This is a genomic window from Amycolatopsis sp. NBC_01286, assembly GCF_035982555.1.
GTDB lineage: Bacteria > Actinomycetota > Actinomycetes > Mycobacteriales > Pseudonocardiaceae > Amycolatopsis.
This window is the reverse complement of sequence record NZ_CP108428.1, coordinates 4,409,093-4,427,404: the sequence shown is the minus strand read 5'-3', so window position 1 is coordinate 4,427,404 and position 18,312 is coordinate 4,409,093. Positions and strand designations below refer to the sequence as shown.

At 71.3% G+C, this 18,312-nt stretch carries 18 protein-coding genes; 5 read left to right on the top strand and 13 right to left on the bottom strand.

Annotated features, from left to right (window positions below; genetic code table 11):
- Positions 1-369: 369 nt before the first annotated feature.
- Positions 370-1,320 carry a methanogen output domain 1-containing protein gene (locus OG570_RS21420; RefSeq protein ID WP_326943836.1) on the bottom strand — a complete coding sequence of 317 codons (951 nt, stop codon included), beginning with the start codon at positions 1,318-1,320 and terminating at the stop codon, positions 370-372.
- Positions 1,321-1,485: 165 nt separating this feature from the next.
- Between OG570_RS21420 and OG570_RS21415 the strand changes: the two genes are divergently transcribed.
- Positions 1,486-1,848, top strand: coding sequence for an STAS domain-containing protein (locus OG570_RS21415; protein ID WP_247056443.1), 363 nt, complete (start codon positions 1,486-1,488; stop codon positions 1,846-1,848).
- Positions 1,849-1,899: 51 nt separating this feature from the next.
- On the opposite strand, the gene OG570_RS21410 is transcribed toward OG570_RS21415, so the two are convergent.
- Together OG570_RS21410 and OG570_RS21405 are read right to left on the bottom strand one after the other, a co-directional pair.
- Positions 1,900-2,397, bottom strand: a complete 498-nt coding sequence (locus OG570_RS21410; protein ID WP_326943837.1) for a hypothetical protein — start codon at positions 2,395-2,397, stop codon at positions 1,900-1,902.
- A gap of 133 nt (positions 2,398-2,530) precedes the next feature.
- Positions 2,531-3,115: a nitroreductase family protein gene (locus tag OG570_RS21405; RefSeq protein ID WP_326943838.1), complete on the bottom strand. Its 585-nt coding sequence runs from the start codon at positions 3,113-3,115 to the stop codon at positions 2,531-2,533.
- 125 nt (positions 3,116-3,240) lie between these two features.
- On the opposite strand from OG570_RS21405, the gene OG570_RS21400 reads away from it, so the two are divergent.
- Entirely contained in the window at positions 3,241-3,981 is a 741-nt protein-coding gene (locus OG570_RS21400) for a nitronate monooxygenase (protein ID WP_326958699.1), read from the top strand.
- Positions 3,982-4,026: 45 nt separating this feature from the next.
- On the opposite strand, the gene OG570_RS21395 is transcribed toward OG570_RS21400, so the two are convergent.
- The 10 genes from OG570_RS21395 to OG570_RS21350 form a co-directional block, all read right to left on the bottom strand.
- The gene (locus OG570_RS21395) at positions 4,027-4,968 is read right to left on the bottom strand and encodes a hypothetical protein (RefSeq protein ID WP_326958697.1); all 942 of its coding nucleotides are present in this window, start codon (positions 4,966-4,968) and stop codon (positions 4,027-4,029) included.
- Between the two features lie 185 nt (positions 4,969-5,153).
- The gene (locus OG570_RS21390) at positions 5,154-6,470 is read right to left on the bottom strand and encodes a serine/threonine-protein kinase (protein WP_326958695.1); all 1,317 of its coding nucleotides are present in this window, start codon (positions 6,468-6,470) and stop codon (positions 5,154-5,156) included.
- Between the two features lie 65 nt (positions 6,471-6,535).
- Positions 6,536-7,522, bottom strand: a complete 987-nt coding sequence (gene rfbB, locus OG570_RS21385; RefSeq protein ID WP_326943842.1) for a dTDP-glucose 4,6-dehydratase — start codon at positions 7,520-7,522, stop codon at positions 6,536-6,538.
- Between the two features lie 29 nt (positions 7,523-7,551).
- Complete coding sequence (locus tag OG570_RS21380; RefSeq protein WP_326958693.1) at positions 7,552-8,580, bottom strand: class I SAM-dependent methyltransferase; 1,029 nt, start codon at positions 8,578-8,580, stop codon at positions 7,552-7,554.
- Positions 8,580-9,809, bottom strand: a complete 1,230-nt coding sequence (locus tag OG570_RS21375) for a class I SAM-dependent methyltransferase (RefSeq protein ID WP_326958691.1) — start codon at positions 9,807-9,809, stop codon at positions 8,580-8,582. The genes OG570_RS21380 and OG570_RS21375 overlap by 1 nt, the downstream gene beginning before the upstream one ends.
- A gap of 33 nt (positions 9,810-9,842) precedes the next feature.
- Positions 9,843-10,838: a Gfo/Idh/MocA family protein gene (locus OG570_RS21370; RefSeq protein ID WP_326958689.1), complete on the bottom strand. Its 996-nt coding sequence runs from the start codon at positions 10,836-10,838 to the stop codon at positions 9,843-9,845.
- Entirely contained in the window at positions 10,835-11,503 is a 669-nt protein-coding gene (locus OG570_RS21365) for a dTDP-4-dehydrorhamnose 3,5-epimerase family protein (protein ID WP_326943846.1), read from the bottom strand. Before OG570_RS21365 ends, OG570_RS21370 begins: the two co-directional genes overlap by 4 nt.
- A gap of 49 nt (positions 11,504-11,552) precedes the next feature.
- On the bottom strand, positions 11,553-12,665 hold the full coding sequence (locus tag OG570_RS21360) for a nucleotide disphospho-sugar-binding domain-containing protein (protein ID WP_326958687.1): 1,113 nt from the start codon (positions 12,663-12,665) through the stop codon (positions 11,553-11,555).
- A 99-nt stretch (positions 12,666-12,764) separates the two neighbouring features.
- Positions 12,765-14,171, bottom strand: coding sequence for an NDP-hexose 2,3-dehydratase family protein (locus tag OG570_RS21355; RefSeq protein WP_326943848.1), 1,407 nt, complete (start codon positions 14,169-14,171; stop codon positions 12,765-12,767).
- A gap of 36 nt (positions 14,172-14,207) precedes the next feature.
- Positions 14,208-15,317 (bottom strand): DegT/DnrJ/EryC1/StrS family aminotransferase, encoded by a 1,110-nt coding sequence (locus tag OG570_RS21350; RefSeq protein WP_326958685.1) that lies wholly within the window; start codon positions 15,315-15,317, stop codon positions 14,208-14,210.
- Between the two features lie 398 nt (positions 15,318-15,715).
- On the opposite strand from OG570_RS21350, the gene OG570_RS21345 reads away from it, so the two are divergent.
- The 3 genes from OG570_RS21345 to OG570_RS21335 all read left to right on the top strand — a co-directional run bounded on the left by OG570_RS21345 (position 15,716) and on the right by OG570_RS21335 (position 18,303).
- On the top strand, positions 15,716-16,066 hold the full coding sequence (locus OG570_RS21345) for a hypothetical protein (protein ID WP_326943849.1): 351 nt from the start codon (positions 15,716-15,718) through the stop codon (positions 16,064-16,066).
- A 144-nt stretch (positions 16,067-16,210) separates the two neighbouring features.
- The gene (locus OG570_RS21340; protein ID WP_326943850.1) at positions 16,211-16,750 is read left to right on the top strand and encodes a PH domain-containing protein; all 540 of its coding nucleotides are present in this window, start codon (positions 16,211-16,213) and stop codon (positions 16,748-16,750) included.
- Positions 16,747-18,303 (top strand): PH domain-containing protein, encoded by a 1,557-nt coding sequence (locus OG570_RS21335; protein WP_326958683.1) that lies wholly within the window; start codon positions 16,747-16,749, stop codon positions 18,301-18,303. Before OG570_RS21340 ends, OG570_RS21335 begins: the two co-directional genes overlap by 4 nt.
- Positions 18,304-18,312 lie beyond the last annotated feature (9 nt).

Below are 18,312 nucleotides of genomic sequence, written 5' to 3'. Positions count from 1 at the left end.
GCTCGCGGTGTAGCGGTGCGCGTTCTCCGCCTTCGCCGCCGCCGCGCCCAGGTGGACCACCACCCGGCACTGCGGATCGCCGACCGCGATGCGCTCCTCCAGCGTCACCGCCGACTCGCCGACGTTGCGAGCCGCGATGCCGCCGAGACCCGGGGCTACCGCCTCGATCCTCGGCGACGGTGAGAGGTCAGGCGGTCGCGGTGTAGCGATGCGCGTTCTCCGCCTTCTTCGCCGCCCCACCCAAGGTGGACTACCACCCGGCACTGCGGTCGCCCACTGCGATGCGCTCCTCCAGTGTCACCGTCGACGCGGGCCGCGATGCCGCCAAGACCCGGGGCCACCGCCTCGATCCCCGGCGCCGCCGAGGAGTCAGGCGCTCGCGGTGTAGCGGTGCGCGTTCTCCGCCTTCGCCGCCGCCGCGCCCAGGTGGACCACCACCCGGCACTGCGGATCGCCCACCGCGATGCGCTCCTCCAGCGTCACCGCCGACTCGCCGACGTTGCGGGCCGCGATGCCGCCGAACACCGACGACGTCATGCGGCACAACGACGGCGACTGGCGCACCGCCGCGCCGAACGGGCAGTCGGAGTTGACGAACACCAGGCGGTCGCCGGTGATCTCGACGACCTGGAACGTGCCGCCGATCGCCGCCTTCAGCCGGACCAGGCACTCGGCGATCTGCTCGGGCGCCAGCTGGGCCGCCTGCGTGGCGATGGCGTCGCGGTACTCCTGCTCCATCTGGCCGCCGATGTCGGCCGCGACCTGGGCGATCGCGCGCTGCGCGGCTTCCGGGCCCTGCTGCTGCTCGACGGCCGTCGACAACTGGACGACCAGGGCGCGCAGGAAGCTTTCGCGGCCGAACCCGCCCTCGGGGCGGGCCTCGGACATGGCGGGCAGCGGGCTGACGCGGCGCGCGGGCAGGTCGAGCGTCAGCTCCACCGGCCGGACCACGGGCAGCACCGACCGCACGAACTTCCCGCCGGCGCGCTTCGCGGCCACCGCGAGCTCGGAGGAGAACTGCGATACGAGCCACAGGCCACGCCCGCGGTACTGCTCCGCCGTCGGCGCCTCCCGCGGCAGCGTGAACGCCTCACCCATGTCGTGCACTTCGAGCACCGGCCGGACCTCGGTCCACTGGAGCGACACCCAGATGTCGCCGCGGCCGTGGTCGTAGGCGTTCGCGAGCAGCTCCGCGACGATCAACGCGGCGTCGTCGATCTGCTCGGCCTGGTCCACCGCGTGGCGGCTGAGGTAGGCGGTGATCTCGCGGCGCAGCAGCGACGCGGAGGCGCGGTCCTGCCGGTCAAGGAACCAATCCACGCCAGGACCTCCTCAGTCGCCGCCTCCACACGGTACGCGGCTTCGCGGCCTCCGGAGCGGCGCCGCCGACGGCCCCGGCTGCTACGGTCGTGTCAATACGGTTGAGACACCAGCCGTGGTTCCGTCATGCGTGATCCCGCGCTGACCCCCCGGAGGAGTCCACCCGTGATCGAAGGCCCGCCAGCCCGCGTCAACTTCGCGCTCGAGCTGACGTCCACTGGCGCCGCGACGGTGCTGAAGGCGGCCGGCGAGATCGACGCGTCCGTCTCCGGCGAGCTGCGCGACCGGCTCGCGACGGCGATCGAGTCCGGGACCCCGGTGATCGCCGACCTGACCGACGTGACGTTCTGCGACTCCACCGGATTGACGGCACTGATCCACGCCCACCGCGCCGCCGACGCGGCCGGCACGAGGTTCGTCCTCGTCACCCGCCAGCGCGCGGTGTTGAGGCCGATCTCCCTGCTGGGACTGGCCGACATGCTGGAGATCCACCCGGACGTCGAAGCCGCCCGAGCGGCCGTCGGCTGAGCGGGGTGACCCCAGGCCGCGCCGCCGGGGGATGCGGCGCGGCCCGCGGGGTCAGCGGACGGCTTTCCTCGCGTTGATGTAGGCGCTCGACGGGGCCAGGAACGAGAACACCACGCCGATCACCGCGGCGACGACGCTCACGTACGTGACCCACGTGCTCTGGCCGACCAGGACCGACAGGACCTGGAGCACCGTGATCACCGTCAGCACGATGCGGGCCCAGTTGCGGCCGGCGCGGAGCTTGAACGCGAACAGCAGGTACAGCAGCGCGATCACGACCGCGATCACCACCGCCACGACCAGGCCGATGGTCACCGCCTGGTCGATCTGCGCCTCGGTCAGGCCGGTGCCGTTCTGCCTGCTCGCGTCGCGGGTGGCGGTGGTCAGGGCGTCTCTGTTGCCGAAGACCAGGATGCCGCCGATCAGGCTGACCACAGTGGAGGCGATGAACGCCCAGAACGAGACCTCGATGGTGCTCGGCCGGGCCGGGGCGGCGGCGCTCGAAGCGGATGGGTCGGACGAAGCCGGATAACTCGGGTATTCGCTCATGGGATCAATTTGGCACGGCCGTTTGGCCCTCGCTAGCTGAATGCGAAAGGCCGACTCGACCGGCGCAACCGGACCCCGGAAAGCGACGGCGGCGACACGGGCCGCTACGGATTCCACGGTCCGGATCCGGGCGTCAGCTCCAGTGGCCGCGGTGCACGACGTCGGCCGGCGGCTTCCGGCGCCGCTTGAACCGCTCCCGGTCGACCGGGACGGTCTCCGCCGGGTACCCGATGGCGATGGCGCCGATCGGCTCCTGGTCGTCCGGCACGCCGTACAGCGCGCGGAACGGCGCCACCTGCTCGGGGACGATCCCGAAGTACAGCGCGCCCAGGCCCTCGTCGACGGCGGTCTGCAGGATCAGCAGCGCCGCCATCCCGGTGTCGATGTGCCAGAACGGCACCGGCCACCGCGACTCGTCGCGGTCGGTCCAGCCCTTGTCCGGTTCGGCGTAGCGGTCCAGGTACACCCGCTTGCACGACAGCGGCACGATCACCAGCGGCGCGGTGCGCACCGAGTCCTGGACGGCGTCCAGGCCCACCGCCCAGAAGCGCTCGAGCGCGTCGCCTTCGAGGACCAGGAACGCCTGTCCCTGCGAGAACCCGGCGGACGGACCGCGCGTGGCGTTGTCGAGGAGGCGCTCCAGGCTCCCGGCGGGCACCGGCTCCGGGCCGAACTCCCGGACCATGCGCCGACGCCGTACCACGTCTTGGAAATCCATGGTCGCGACTCTAGCGAAACCCGTTCGGAGAGGGCCGCTTTATTGGTCCAGACCAGGATGCGGCATCCTCGGTCAGAGGCGCCGGCGGCCGCCGGTGTCGAAGTCATCGATCTGCGAGGAGGATCGTGCACGACGCGAACAGACCGGTGAACACCCCCTGGCTGGTGGCCGGCGGGGTCTCCTTCACCTCCCGGCTGATCGTCGGGATCGAGCAGTACGCCGACCCCCGGCTCGTCGCCGACGTCCTGGCCGCCGGCGGCTGCGACGTCTTCATCACCACCTACGACCCCACCGGGGACCGGGCGAGCCTGCTGCTCTCGGACCTCGACGAGGCGATGGACCTCACCCGGTACGGCTGGATCGGGACAACCTCGTTCGCCTACTCGGCCGGGGAAGCGGTGGACACCGCGAAGAAACTGCGTGACGCGTTCGGCATCGAGGTGATCAAGCTGGACGTCCGCACGCCGGACAACCTGCCCGACGGCGAACCCACCGTGGCCGCGGCGAAAACCCTGATCGGCGACGGGTTTTCGGTGCTGCCGTTCATCCGGCCCGACGCCGGCCTGGCGAAGCGGCTGGTCGACCTCGGCGCCGTGGCGTTGCGTGTGATGGCGTCACCGGTGGCGAGCGCGCGGGGAGTCCTCGACCCGGACGCCGTGCGGGCCGTGATCGAAACCGTCGACGTCCCGGTCGTCGCCGAGGGCGGGCTCGGTACTCCCGAACAAGTCTCGGAAGCGCTGGCACTCGGGGCGGACGCGGTGCTCGTCAACACCGCGATCGCGACCGCGCGGGACAGCCCCGCCACCGCGGCGGCCATGCGCCGCGCCGTCGACGCCGCGCTGCTGACCGAGCCGGCCGGCACCTGAGTCCACACTGGACGGCGTCCCGCCAGGCGCTGTCCACTGTGGACTTCAGTACTCCGCCGTGGTCCGGCGGGCCGTCACCAGCAGCAGCGCCACCGCGACGGCCACCAGCACCGTCTGCTCGATGATCGCCACCACGCCCTGGCCGATCGCGGTGTTGAGGCCGACCCAGCAGTACGTCAGCAGGGTGCCCGCCGCCGGCGCGAACGCCGGTGGGTTCAGGGCCCGCACGACCACCGCGGCCACCACGACCAGCGCCAGCATCAGCGCGGCCAGAAGCCACGGCGAGATCGACTCCCAGCGTTCCAGCAGCTGCACGCCCGTGCCGGCGACCAGGCCGACCGCGAACCCGGCCCAGCGGTTGCCCTTCGGCGCGTCACGCGGCGGCTTGCGGAAGCCGCGGATCGCCAGCACCACCAGCCCGGCCACGATCAGGCCGGCCACGATCAGCTGGGCCGGCGCCGACATGAACGGCGCGGGCCCGACCAGCAGCGAGATCAGGAACTCGGCGGCGCAGCCGAGGACGAACACGACCGACCAGAACGCCAGGCCGAGCTTGCCCAGCCACGGTTCCCGGCCGAACAACGCCTCGGTGATCGCGATCGGCGTGCCCATGCTCCACACGACGTGCAGCGTCAGCACGTACACCGTCCACGGCGCGCCGATCCCGAGCGCCGGGATGTGCCCGGCGTCGAGCACGCGGATGCCGAGGTAGTCCGGGTTGAACAGCGACTGCGTCAGCAGGCCTTCTTCGAGCAGGCCGAACGCGAGGCTCAGGGTGAGGATGGTCGGCCAGCCGCGGTTGAGGTGCCGGGCGATCTCGCGGATGAGCAGCGCGCCACTGCCGTAGAAGGCGACGAACATGCCGAACTGGCCGAACTGCTGCCCGGGTCGCGGGGTGCCGCTGAGGTACTGGTCGCCGAGCAGGAACTCGGCGACGAACGGGGACAGTGCCACCAGGAGGAGGGCCGCAGCCAGACGTCGCGCCATGCCCCCATGCTCCCGGTAACCGTCCGGACGCGCTCGGCGATCCCGGCCTCCGACGGCCACGAGTTTCCGCGCACCCACGTGAGCCCGGCCACACGTCCGGCGAACGTCCGTGAATGCCACATCGAGGGACACAGTGTCCGTGAATGTGGCATTCACGGACTTCGGCCTGCCCCGCGGCGGCGGCGCTACCGGGCTTTGGCTTTGCCCGAGGGGATCGCCTTGGTCGCGTGCTTCAGCGGGGTGTGGTGGCGGACCCCGCGGTGCGGGCCGCGGGTCGCGGTCGACGTCACCGTGGTCATCGACGGCGGGGGTGCCTGGACGGCCGCCGCGGTGCCGCCGGACGGCGCTTTCCCTTCGCCCGGCGGGGAAACCACGTCCGAACCGACCGGGGTGAGGATCACGATGGACGACGGCGCCGGGGCGAACGACGTGGCCGGGATCCGGCCGGGGTCGGGGTAGGACGGCGAGTGCAGGCTGTCGGTCACCCGGCCGCTGCCCGTCACCAGCGCGACCAGCACCAGCCCGGCGGCCACCGGCGACAGGACGGCCGCCGCGACCACGCCGCGCTTGCGACGGGACGCGGGCAGCGAAGGCGGTGTCACCAGGCCGGACGGCAGCGGCTCGGACGGTGACGACTCGGACGGTGACGAGACCTCCGACAGCGCCCGCACGACCTCGGCGGCGGTCGGGCGCAACGCCGGGTCGCGGGCCGTCATCAGGTGCAGCACCTGGGAAAGCTCGTCCGGCAGGCCTTCCGGGATGCGGGGTTGCCTGCTCAGCCGGGCGAGCGCGGCCTCGACACGCGGCCCGGCGTACTCGCGCTCGGCCGTCACGGCTTCGATGAGCACGAGGCCCAGCGCGTAGACGTCGGCGGGTGGGCCCACGGGCTCGCCGAGGACCTGTTCCGGCGCCATGTACGCCGCGGTCCCGGCGACCGAGCCGACCGCCGTGACGCGCGTGGTGTCCAGCAGGTACGCGACGCCGAAGTCGGTGATCATCGCGCCGTCCGCGCCCAGCAGCACGTTGCCCGGCTTGAGATCGCGGTGGATGACGCCGCGCTCGTGCACGTGGGCCAGCGCGTCGGCCAGCCGCCGGGCCGCGACCGTGATCTCGTCGAGGCCGAGCGGCCCGGTGAGCAGGCGCTCGGCCAGGTCCTCGCCCTCGACGAGCTGCACCACGAGGTACGCGCGGCCGTCTTCCAGGCCGGCGTCGTGCAGGCCGACGACCCCCGGGTGGTCGAGACCCTGCAGGATCGCCGTCTCGCGGGCGCGGCGGGGACCGAGGGTGGCGGCGTTGCGGTGGAACAGCTTGACGGCGCACTCGGTGCCGGTGTCGCGGTCACGGGCGCGGTAGACGCGGGCGGTGCCGCCGCTGCCGAGCAGCTCGCCCAGCTCGTAGCGGTCACCGACCACCGCGGGCGCGCGGCCCGTGTCGGCCTCGGTTTCGAGCGGGTTCAGGAACCGCCGCTCGGTCACGAGGTCGTACCGGCCCGCACCTTCCATCGCCTCCGACCCCCCAGCACGCCGACCGAAGAGGCCAACATAGCCGACCCCGGCCCGAAACGTCTTCACCTTTCGGCGGCTCGTTCCTTCAACGGCTCCCACCAGGACCGGTTCGCGGTGTACCAGGCCACCGTCGCGGCCAGGCCGTCGTCGAACTTCACCTGCGGCGCGTACCCCAGCTCGGCACTGATCTTCGAGATGTCCACGGAGTACCGCCGGTCGTGCCCCTTGCGGTCCTCCACCCGGCGGACGCGGTCCCAGCCGACACCGGCCGCGTCCAGCAGCCGGCCGGTCAGGTCCAGGTTGCTCAGCTCGGTCCCGCCGCCGATGTTGTACACCTCGCCCGGCCGGCCCGCCTCGGCGACGAGCTGGATGCCCTGGCAGTGGTCGTCCACGTGCAGCCAGTCGCGCACGTTCAGGCCGTCGCCGTAGAGCGGCACCTGCTCGCCGTCGAGCAGGTTGGTGACGAACAGCGGGACGACCTTCTCCGGGAACTGGTACGGCCCGTAGTTGTTCGAGCACCGCGTCACGCACACCGGCAGGCCGTGCGTACGGAAGTACGCCCGGGCCAGCAGGTCCGACGACGCCTTCGCCGCCGAGTACGGCGAGTTCGGCTCCAGCGGGTGCGTTTCGGGCCAGGAGCCGTCGTCGATCGAGCCGTACACCTCGTCGGTGGACACGTGCACGAACTTGCCGGTCCCGGCGCGCAACGCCGCTTCGAGCAGCGTGTGCGTGCCGAGGACGTTCGTCAGCACGAAGTCGCCCGACCCGGCGATCGACCGGTCCACATGGGACTCCGCCGCGAAGTGCACCACGAGGTCGACGCCGCGCATCACGTCCGCCACGACCGCGGCGTCGCAGATGTCGCCTTCGACGAACCTCAGCCGCTCGCTGCCGGCCACCGGGGCGAGGTTCGCCCGGTTCCCGGCGTAGGTCAGCTTGTCGAGCACCGTCACCTCGGCGTCGGCCAGCGCGGGGTAGCCCCCGGACAGCACCCGCCGGACGTAGTTCGAGCCGATGAAACCCGCTCCGCCGGTCACCAGGACCCGCATGTCGTCCCCTCTCAAGCAAGCTCAGAAGATCAGCTCAGTTCGAAGATCACGGACGCGGCGGGCACCTCGACCGGCCGGGCGCGCAGCAGGCGCCAGCCGCTCTCGGCGAACACGCCGTCCCACTGCGAGAGCGTCGGCAGGTCGACGCCCATCAGGTCGTGCGCGGTCTCGAACCCCAGGGTGAACACGGGCTTCTCGCGGTCCGGCACGCCTTCGACGCGCGCGGTGTCGCCGAGCAGGAACCGGCGCGCGTCCGGGAACGCCTCGCGCAGCATCCGCAGGGTCGCCACGCAGCGCTCCCGCGGCCAGAAGTCGTGGCCCATCATGAAGCACGTCAGCAGTTCGACGCCTTCGAAGCGCGGCGACGGCCCCAGCGCGCGGACGTCCGCCTCGACGAACTCGAAGCCCAGTCCCTCGGCTTCGGTGTTCGACGCCGCCGAGCGCAGCACCGCCGGGGCGATGTCGACGCCGACGCCGCGCACGCCCGGGAACCGGCGGGCCAGGTCGATGAGCCGGCCGCCGCTGCCGCAGCCGAGGTCGGCCACCTTGGTCACCGGGAAGTCCAGGTCCGCCAGGGCGTCGGCGAACACCGGGTCGAACGCCTGCCGGTTGATGTCCCGGCAGGCGAACCCGATGGCCGCCGCGTCGCGCCGGAAGAAGTCGCCGGTGCGCTCGGTGTTGCGCACGATCCGCGGCATGTTCGCGAACAGCTCGCCGCAGCCGATGGTGAGCCAGTGGAAGAACGCCTTGGCCCGGTACACCTCGGCGAACTCCGGGCCGGCCACGACGGCGTCCCCCTCGCGCACCACGATGCCGACCGAGGCCAGCGCCGCGAACACGCTCCGGATCGACGGCTCGTGCAGGTCCCGGCGCGCGCAGAACCCCGGCACGTCCAGGGTGCCGCCGCCGTCGAGCGCGTCGAGGGCGCCGGCCTCCCAGGCCGTGGCGACGGCGAACGCCGCCACGGCCGAGTTGAAGATGCCCGCCGCGCCGCCCGGGATCGGCTCCGGCGCCCAGTCGCCGATCCAGGAGAGCGGGAACGTCGTGGTCTCGGTCATCAGACCAGCCGGACCGTCGGCACGTAGAGGATCCACTGGCCGCCGGCGTCGCGGAACGCCTGCTCCTTGGCCATGATCTCGTCGGCGTGGTTCCACGCGAACAGCAGCGCGTAGTCGGGGTAGGGGTCCGAGAACGCGGCGGCCGGCTTCACCGGGATGTGCGTGCCCGGGGTGAGCCGGTTCTGCTTGGCCGGCGTGGTGTCGCAGACGAACTCGACGAGGTCCGGGCCGAGGCCGCACAGGTTGGCGATGGTCGCGCTCTTCGCCGTGGCGCCGTAGGCGACGACGCGCTTGCCCTCGTCCTTCGCCTTGCGCAGCAGGGTGACGAGATCTTCCTTGACCTGCAGCACCTTCGCGCCGAACGCCTCCAGCGTCGCCCGCTCGTGCAGCCCGGCGGCCTGCTCCTCGGCGAGCAGCTCGCGGACGGCGTCCGACGGCGTCCGGGACCCGGCCGGCGCCAGCGTGTAGCGCACCTCGCCGCCGTGGACGTCGAGGCGCTGCGCGTCGACGAGCTCGAGGCCGTGGCGCTGCGCCATCTGCTGCACCGAGCGCAGGGTGAAGAAGTAGAAGTGCTCGTCGTAGATCTGGTCGAACGACGTGCGCCGCACGATCTCGCCCAGGTACGGGTCCTCGAAGACGAACACGCCGGTCGGCTTGAGCAGCGCCTTGACGCCGTCGAGGATCGAGTCCATGTACGGGATGTGGCACAGGGTGTTGGCCGCGTAGATGACGTCGGCCGGGCCGTCCTCGGCGAGGATCTCGCGCGCGGTCGACTCCTCGAAGAACGACTTGCGCACGCGCACGCCCTTCGACGCCGCGACGTCGGCGACGCCACCGGAGGGCTCGACGCCCAGGTGCCGGATGCCGGAGTCGGCCAGGGTCTTGAGCATGATGCCGTCGTTGCAGCCCATCTCGACGGCGAACGGGTCGTCGCCGGTGAGCTCGGTGGCGATCAGGTGCTTGGCGAGGTTCTCGAAGTGCCCGCGCATCACCACGGAACCCGAGGAGTAGTACGGGTACTCCTCGTGGAACATCGCCTCGCGGGGCACCTCTTCCATCAGCTGCACCATCGTGCACCCGCCGCACAGGCCGACGGCGAGGCGGAAGAAGAACTCCTTACCCGGGTCCGCGCCGGGCGCGACGAAGGCGTCGGAAAGCGGCTGGCGCCCGAAGTCGAAGAACTCTTCGACCGTGCCGCCGCAGATCCGGCATTCGGCTGTGTTCGACATGCTCACAATCTCCCTCTTGGGTATGGGAAAGTTTCAGATCCAGACGTTGCGGGCGACCCGCTGCACCTGCTCGATCAGGGCGGCCTGCTCGAGCGTCCCGTCGTGCTCCTCCCGCAGCGGCGCCTTGGTGACGACCGCTTCGACGAAGGCCCGGATCGCCCCGGCGAACTGGTGGTCGGCCGCCAGCACCACCTCTTCGCGGTGGTCCTGCCGTTCGATCCGCAGCACCGGCCGGTGCGTCTCCGGCAGGGTGAACGCCCAGTCCACCGTCAGCCGCCCGGTGCTGCCGGACAGGGCATAGCTGTTCTGGTAGGAGTGCTCCATGCCGAAGGTCAGCTGGGCCGGCACGCCTTCGGGCGACGCCAGCAGCACGCTGCCCGACATCACGACGTCGAGCGCGCGGTCGCGGCGGAACACCGCGCCCTCCACCGACAGGTCCCGGCCGAGCAGGTGCTGCGCCGCGCGGATCGGGTAGCCGCCGAAGTCGAGGAACGCGCCACCGCCGACGTCCGCCTGGTAACGGATGTCCCCCGGCGGCTTCGGCGGGATCGTGAACGCGCTGTGGAAGCCGCGCAGGTCCCCGATCGCGCCGTCGGCGAGCAGCTTGCGCACCGCCGCGTGCTGGGAGTGGTAGAGGAACATGTAGTTCTCGAGCAGCACCAGGCCGCGCTCGCGGGCGAGGTCGAGCAGCCGGGCCGACTCCTTGTAGCCGTCGGACATCGGCTTCTCGACCAGCACGTGCTTGCCGGCGTCGAGGCACCGTTCGATCCACTCCGCGTGCAGCATCAGCGGCAGCGGGATGTAGACGGCGTCGACGTCCTCGTGCTCGGCCACCGCCTGGTAGCCGGCGTACGGCGTGCCGCCGAAGCGGTCGGTGAACGTCCGGGCCCGGTCGCCGTCGCGGCTGGCGATCGCGACGACGTCGATCGCCGGGTCGGTCTCCATCACCGGCAGCGTCCGCCGCCAGGCGATGTCCGCGCAGCCGATCACCCCGAAGCGCAGCCGCTGGGCCGGTTGGTAGCTCGTCATCGGCAGAAGCTCCGCTGCTCGTCGGGAAGTGGGGAGGTCGGCCGGCTCGCCGGCGTCGCGGCGGCGCCCGCCCCCAGTGCCGCGTAGTGCGCGAGGCACTCCTCGTAGGTCGGCAGCAGCCCTTCGGACTCCGCCTCCTTGAGGCCGACGCCGTTCGCGTCCTTTTCGGACATGATCGGCGGCCCGGTCAGCTCCCACGGGATGCCGATGTCCGGGTCCATCGGGTTGAGCACGAGCATGGTGCCCGGCACGTAGTTCTGCGAGCACAGGTAGTTCATGCACGCGTCGTCGGTCAGGGCGTGGAAGGCGTGGCCGAGGCCGTCGGCCAGGTAGACCGCCGTGCCGGAGTCCTCGTCCTGGTAGGTGACGTCGAAGACGCCGAACGTCGGCGAGCCGACGCGCAGGTCCACCACGACGTCCATCACCGCGCCGCGCACGCACGTGACCAGCTTCGCCTGGCCCGGTGGCAGCGTCGTGCCGTGGATGCCGCGCACGGTGTCGCGGCGGCTCGTGGAGTAGTTCACCTGGTTGACCACGAACGGGTAGCCGATCAGGTCCGAGAGCGCGTCCGCGCGGAACGCCTCGTGGAACCGGCCCCGCTGGTCCGGGAACTGCTCCGGGAACAGCCTGAAGGCATTCGGGACCTTGGTCTCTTCGATCCGCATTCCGCCCGGCATAGCTACCAGCTCCCCAATTCGTCCCAGAAAGAGTTCGTCATGCCGCGACCAGTTTCTCCAGCAGGCCCACGACTTCCGCGGGCGAGCGCTGGGCCCGGACCGCGGCGGCGGCGCGCACCGCGCCGGTGGTGAAGGCGGGTTCGTCCAGCAGCGCGCGGCACCGCTCGGCCACCCGCTCCGGCGACACCTCGTCCAGCGAGAGCTGCAGGCCCGCGCCGCTCGCGGCCACGGCCGCGGCGTTGTCGAACTGGTCGTCGAACTGCGGGAGCACCAGCTGCGGGCAGCCGGCCTCCAGCGCGGTGAGCACGGTGCCCTGGCCACCGTGGTTGACCATGGCCTCGCAGGCCGGCAGCACCTGGGCGAGCGGGAGCTGCCCGGCGCGGTCGGCCGCGGCGGCCAGCTCGGGCCAGTCCGCCAGCACGTCGTCGGCGGCGGCCACCACCAGCTCGACGTCGAGCTCCTTGAGCAGTTTCAGCATCGGTGCCACGGTTTCGCGCAGCCCGAGGGCGGCCATCCCGGGCAGCACGGTGCCGAAGGTGACGCACACCCGCGGCCGCTCGCGCGGCTCGAACACCCAGTCCGGCAGGTGGACGTCGCCGTTGAACGACCCGCCCCGCACGCCTTCGTGCCCGGCGGCGTGCGGCAGCCGCATCCCGGGCGGCCACGGGTCGAGCGTGGCGACCGGGTCCGGCGGTGCCACGGCGAGCTCGATCGCCGCCGCCCGGGCGTACTCGGTCAGCGGGGCGACACCCCAGTGGTAGGCGACGACCGGGACGTCGCCGGCCGCGGCCGCCAGCGGGCCGGCGAACTCCGCCCGCTCGCTGACGACGAGGTCGGGCCGCCACGCGTCCACCAGCTTGCGCGCGCCGGGCAGGCAGGCCCGGGCGATCTGCCCGAACGCGTGCCCGTGCTCGGCGCGGCGCAGCACGGTGCTCTCGGCCGTCACCGGCGGTTCGCCGCCGACCAGCTCGACGAAGTCGGGCGCGGCACCCCAGGACGTGACCGGCAGCCCGCACCGGAGCACGACCGGCGCGAACGCCTCGGTCGTGGCGACCAGGACCTCGTGCCCGGCCGCCCGGGCCGCCCAGGCGAGCGGCACGAGGGGGAACAGATGGCCGCGCAACGGCGCGGTCGTGAACAGCAATCGCACGCGAACTTCCTTTCCCTGTGCGGTTTCCGGCCAGGCGGCACTTTCACGTGAAAGTGCCGCTCCCAGGTGGGCACTTTCACGTGAAAGTGCCGCCTCGGGTCAGCAGAGGCTGTGGATGCAGGCCAGCAGGCTGCGGGCCTCGATGTTCAGGTAGTGCCCGTGGCGCAGCAGGTCGATCAGCTGGCGCACGGTCATCCAGCAGTAGTTCGGCGGCACCTCGACCGGGAACTCCTCGCCCACCTCGATCAGCTGGTAGCGGGTCAGCGCGTGGTAGAACCGGCCGCCCTCCTCCGAGAGCTTCTGGTCGTAGTGCGTCTTGACCCCGCCGACCTCGAGCACGTCCCGCAGGAACGGCTCCTTGATCGACGACGCGTCCTGGCCGGGCAGCAGGTGCACGGTGGGCGCCATCTCGACCATGTCCATCAGGCCGTACTCCGGGCGGGCCTGCACCAGCAGGTGCAGCACGCCGCGGACGCGCCGGGCGAGGAAGGCGGCATGCCCCTCCCCCCTGGGGTGGAGGAGGGGCTGCCGCCAGGCCTTGACCTCCCGGGTGCCCGCCTCGACCCGCACGCCGATGATGCGGAAGTTGGCCGCCGCGTCGTCGGCGATCTCCTCGTCGTCGCGGTGCCAGCCCGTCGTCGCCGACAGCGGCGTCAGCCGGGCCGACCAGTCGCAGCGCGTCTTGGCCTCGGTGAACCAGCTGAGGATGTCGCCCGCGGTGTGCAGGGCCGGGCCCGGCGCGTCCTCGGCGGCGTACTGGTAGGAGCGCACGAGCGCGTCCCGGAAGTCCTCGCCGGTCGCGCCGTCGCCGTCCGGGAGGGCGAACGGGATGCACGAGAGCACCGTGCGGGCGTCCATGTTCACCAGGTTGTCCCGGTGGGACAGCTCGCCGATCTGGGCCAGGCTCAGCCAGCAGTAGTCCTCGTGCAGCTCGACGTCGCCGGTGACCAGCACGACCATGTTGCGGTTGCGCTTGCGCCAGAACCACGCGCCCTGCTCCGACTGCAGCACGTCCACCAGCACCTGGCCGCGGCCGGCGCCGACGAAGTACTCCAGGTAGCGCGTGGTCGCGCCGCGGTGCACCTGCGTGTAGTTGCTGCGCGTGGCCTGCACCGTCGGCGACAGCTGGAGCGTGTTGACGTTGCCCGGCTCCATCTTGGCCTGCATCAGGCAGTGCAGCACGCCGTCGAACTCCTTGACGACGATGCCGAGGATGCCGATCTCGGGCTGGTTGATGATGGGCTGGGACCACGTCGGGACGCCGCCCTCGCGCACCTGCAGGCCTTCGATGGTGAAGAAGCGCCCGCTCTTGTGCCCGAGGTTCCCGGTGCCGGCCTCGAACGCCCAGTCACCGAGCTCGGCGAACGGGATGCGGTCGACGGCGAAGTGCCCGGCCGCCGTCCGCTCGGCCCACCAGTCGTGGAACTCCACCATGGACATCATGCTGCCGCCGGTGGTTCCGGGCCCGGGGTTGAGTTCCCGGTGCAGCACCGCGAGTCGCTTCATGCTCGTGCTCTCCTGTCTGTCGGACCACCGGGTGGGTCAGAGCTTCGCCAGCACCGCCCGCACCTTTTCCACGACCCGTTCCTGGTCCACGTCGGACAGCGACGCGTACATCGGCAGCGAGAAGATCTCGTGGGCCGCCGCCTCGGTCTCGGGCAGCGAACCTTCGCGGTAGCCGAGCTTCGCGAAGCCGGACTGCGTGTGCACCGGCCACGGGTAGCTGATGTTCAGCTCGATGCCCTCGGGCTTGAGCGCTTCGATGATCTTGTCCCGCAACGGGTGCCGCGCCACGTAGACGTAGTAGACGTGGTCGTTGCCCGGGGCGAGCGCCGGCGTCACGAGGTCGGTGCCGGCGAAGGCCTCGGCGTAGCGCTCGGCGATGAGCCGGCGGCGGACGAGGTAGTCGTCGAGCCGGGTCAGCTTGCGCCGCAGGATCTCCGCCTGCACCTCGTCGAGCCGGCTGTTGTACCCCGGCGTGGAGACGACGTAGTAGACCTTCTCCATGCCGTAGTAGCGCAGCCGCCGCAGGTTCGCCTCGATCTCGGCGTCCGACGTGATCGTCGCGCCGCCGTCACCGTAGGCGCCGAGCACCTTGGTGGGGTAGAAGGAGAAGGCCGCGGCCTTGCCCATCGACCCGGCGATCTTCCCGTGGTGGCGGGCGCCGTGCGCCTGCGCGCAGTCTTCCAGGATCGGCAGGCCGTGCTCGGCCGCGATCGCTTCCAGTGGCGCCATGTCGACGCACTGGCCGTACAGGTGCACCGGCAGCAGGCAGCGCGTGCGCTCGGTGATCGCCGCCTCGACCTGCTCGACGTTCATCAGGTACGTGCCGGGGTGGACGTCGACGAACACCGGCACGGCGCCGATCTGGTCGATCGCCAGCACGGTCGGCGCCGCGGTGTTGGACACCGTGATCACCTCGTCGCCGGCCCCGACGCCGAGGGCGCGCAGGCCGAGGACGATGGCGTTGGTGCCGTTGTCGACGCCGACGCAGTGCTCGACGCCGTGGTAGGCGGCGAACTCCTCTTCGAACGCCTTCACGCTCGGGCCGAGCACGAGCTTGCCGGAGCGGAAGACCGTGTCGACGGCGTCGAGAATGTCGTCCCGTTCTTTCTCGTACTCCGGCAAATAACCCCAGACATATTGAGCCATCAGGGCGGGTCACCTCCAGGGGATCGGCCGTGGCACGACCGGACAGGGCTCGTACGACGCGGGCGAATTCCCGGTGAACTTCCGGGACGCCGCAACACATGGGCTATTCAACGCGACGCCTATTCGTTTTGCTGCCCAGCGCCGCCGGAGTCATGGAAGCACACTTCCGCTCGGCTGTCACAGCCTTGCCGGCCATCATTCGACGCGCATTGACCGGCCCGTCCCGCCGGCGGGACAACGGCCGCCACGGTGTTGTTGACCGGGGCCGGAGTGCTGGCTAACCTCGGCCGGGTTCCGGCTGCCGACTGGGGGCATTCGCCCGGAGCGCGTCACCCCGCATCAGGGGAAGGATTCGCCGCGCGGCCACACGGACGATTAAGCGGAAGGGCTGAATTGTCATGTCAGAGAACGCCACGAAAGTCGACCTCACCAATGTCGACGACGTCGAGGAGATGGTCCGGGAGATCGCCCGGATGATCTGCGCCGAGCAGCCCGACATGCCCGAGCCGGAGAGCCTGCGCGACCTCGACTCGTTTTCCGTGGTGCAGGTGCTGCTCGAGGTCGAGAACACGACCGACCGCAAGCTGCTGGAGAAGTTCGAGGACTTCACGGAGGGCGAGGAGTTCCGCGACCTGGCCGCCTACATCGTGAAGATCGTCGCCGAGGAGGACGCGGCCCCGGCCGAAACCCCGGCCCCCACAGCCGAAACGGCGGCCCCCGACGCCGCCGCTCCGGACGCCCCGGCCTAGTGCTCGTGAGTGGTTAGGGCGGTTAGAACCGCCCTAACCACTCACGACCGGCCGCGGCAGACGCCGGTGTGCGGGCGCCCCGGGTCCGCACACCGGGTCCCGCCGGCGAGACACGGTTCTCCTCACAGATCGGACGCTCAGCCGATGGACCACTCCACCACGGATTCTTCACGGCCCGTGCTCCCGGTCCGGCCCGAACCCCTCGCCGTCCGGCCGCCGCGGCACCGGCTCGCGCGCCGTTTCATCCTGTGGCGCACGCTGAACACGCTGTTCTGGGCGATCGGCGTGCTCGGCGTGTTCGTCACGCTCCACATCATCTTCGCCGGCATCCGCACCTGGCTGGACCCGATCACCTGGGGCGTCGGCGCGATCTTCGCGGCGAACTTCCTGTTCATGCCGACCTACCGCTACCTGGTGCACCGCTGGGAGACGACCGACGAGGCCGTGTACTCCCTCAGCGGCTGGATCACCCGGGAGTGGCGGATCGTCCCGGTGTCCCGGATCCAGAGCATCGACACCGTGCAGGGCCCGATCGAGCAGCTGCTCGGCCTCTCGACAATCAAGGTCACGACGGCCTCGCACGAGGGGCACGTGAAGATCGAAGGCCTGGAGACGCCGATCGCCGAGGAGGCGGTCCGCCGGCTCAACGAGATCGCCCAGGCCACCCCCGGGGACGCGACGTGACGGCGGAAGCGACGGCCGAACCGGTGTCTCCCGCGTCGGCCGAAGAGAGCGAACTTCCCTGGCTGCGCTTGGACATCAAGCTCTTCTACGTCAACGCGGCCAAGTTCACGATCTCCTTCGCCATCAGCATCACGAGCTACTTCCTCTACGACTCGGGCCCGGTCTGGCCGCTGCTGGTGGTCAGCGGCATCAGCGCGCTGATGACCCTGCGGGACCTGTGGCGCTGGCTGTTCACCCGCTACCGCGTCACCCCCGAACGCGTCGAGCGCCGCACCGGCCTGCTGGTCCGCGAGGAGCGGCACGTCGGGCGCGACCGCATCCGCAGCGTCAGCAGCAGCGCGAAACTGCGGCACCGCTTGGTGAAGCTGCGCGTCGTCCACATCGGATCGGGTGAGGGCAAGCACTTCTCACCCGCGTTCAAGCTCGACGCGCTGTCGAAGGAGACGGCCGCCCAGCTGCGGCGCGACCTGATCCCCCGCGACGCCGAAGCACCGGCGGAGCGCGAGGTCGTCATCGCCCGGCTGCGCTGGATCTGGTTGTGGTACAACGTTTTCCACGTCTGGGCGATCCTCGCCGGGGTGCTTTTCCTCGTGTCGCTGTACTTCACGATGCAGACGTTCGCCGTCGACCTGATCGACGTCATCGCCGGCCTGATCCACTGGGCGAACCTCGGCGTCTGGCGCACGATCGGCGCGTCCGTCGTGATCACGTTCGTCCTCGGCTACTTCTCGCTCGGCCTGGACTTCGCCGCGAAGCACTGGAACTTCGAGCTGGTCCGCACGACCAGCGGCGAGGACGGCACCGAGCTGCGCACCCGGCAAGGCCTGTTCACCACCAAGACCGTGCACCGGGAGGACCGCCGGATCCGGGGGGTGCACCTGCACGAACCGCTGCTGTGGCGGTGGATGCGCCTCGCCGAGACCAAGGTGATCACGACCGGGCTCAACGCCTCGCTCAACGAGTCGGCCAACATCCTGCCGCGCACCCCGCTGCACGACGCCCGGCACGCGGCGAGCTTCGTCTTCCCGGACGGCCACCAGCCCCTCGAAGCGCCGCTGCTGCGGCACCCGGCCGGCGCGTTCCGGCGCCGGCTCTACTGGGCGACCTACGGCCCGGCGGCCGTCGCGGGCCTGCTCGCCTGGCTCGGCGCGACCGGCGTCGTGCCGGCGTCGTGGTGGCCGCTGCCGCTGCTGCTCCTGCCGCTGACCTGGGCGCTGGCCTGGGTCGCCTACCGCACGCTGGGCCACGCGCTGGTCGGGCCGTACCTGGTCGTGCGCAGCGGCGCGGCCGGGCGCTCGACGACCGTGCTGCGCACCCGCGCGGTGATCGGCTGGCGGCTGCGGCAGACGATCTTCCAGCGCCTGGGCTCGCGGATGACGATCGGCGTCCCGACCGCGGCCGGCGACCGCTACTACCGCGCGATCGACGCCGGCACCGAGCAGGCCCTCGCGTTCGTCGCCGGCGCCGACCCGGACCTCGCGCACGAATTCCTTTCCGGCACCGGGACGCCCCCGGCCGACTCGCATTTCGCCCCGCGATCGGACGCTTCATGAATCGCCCTT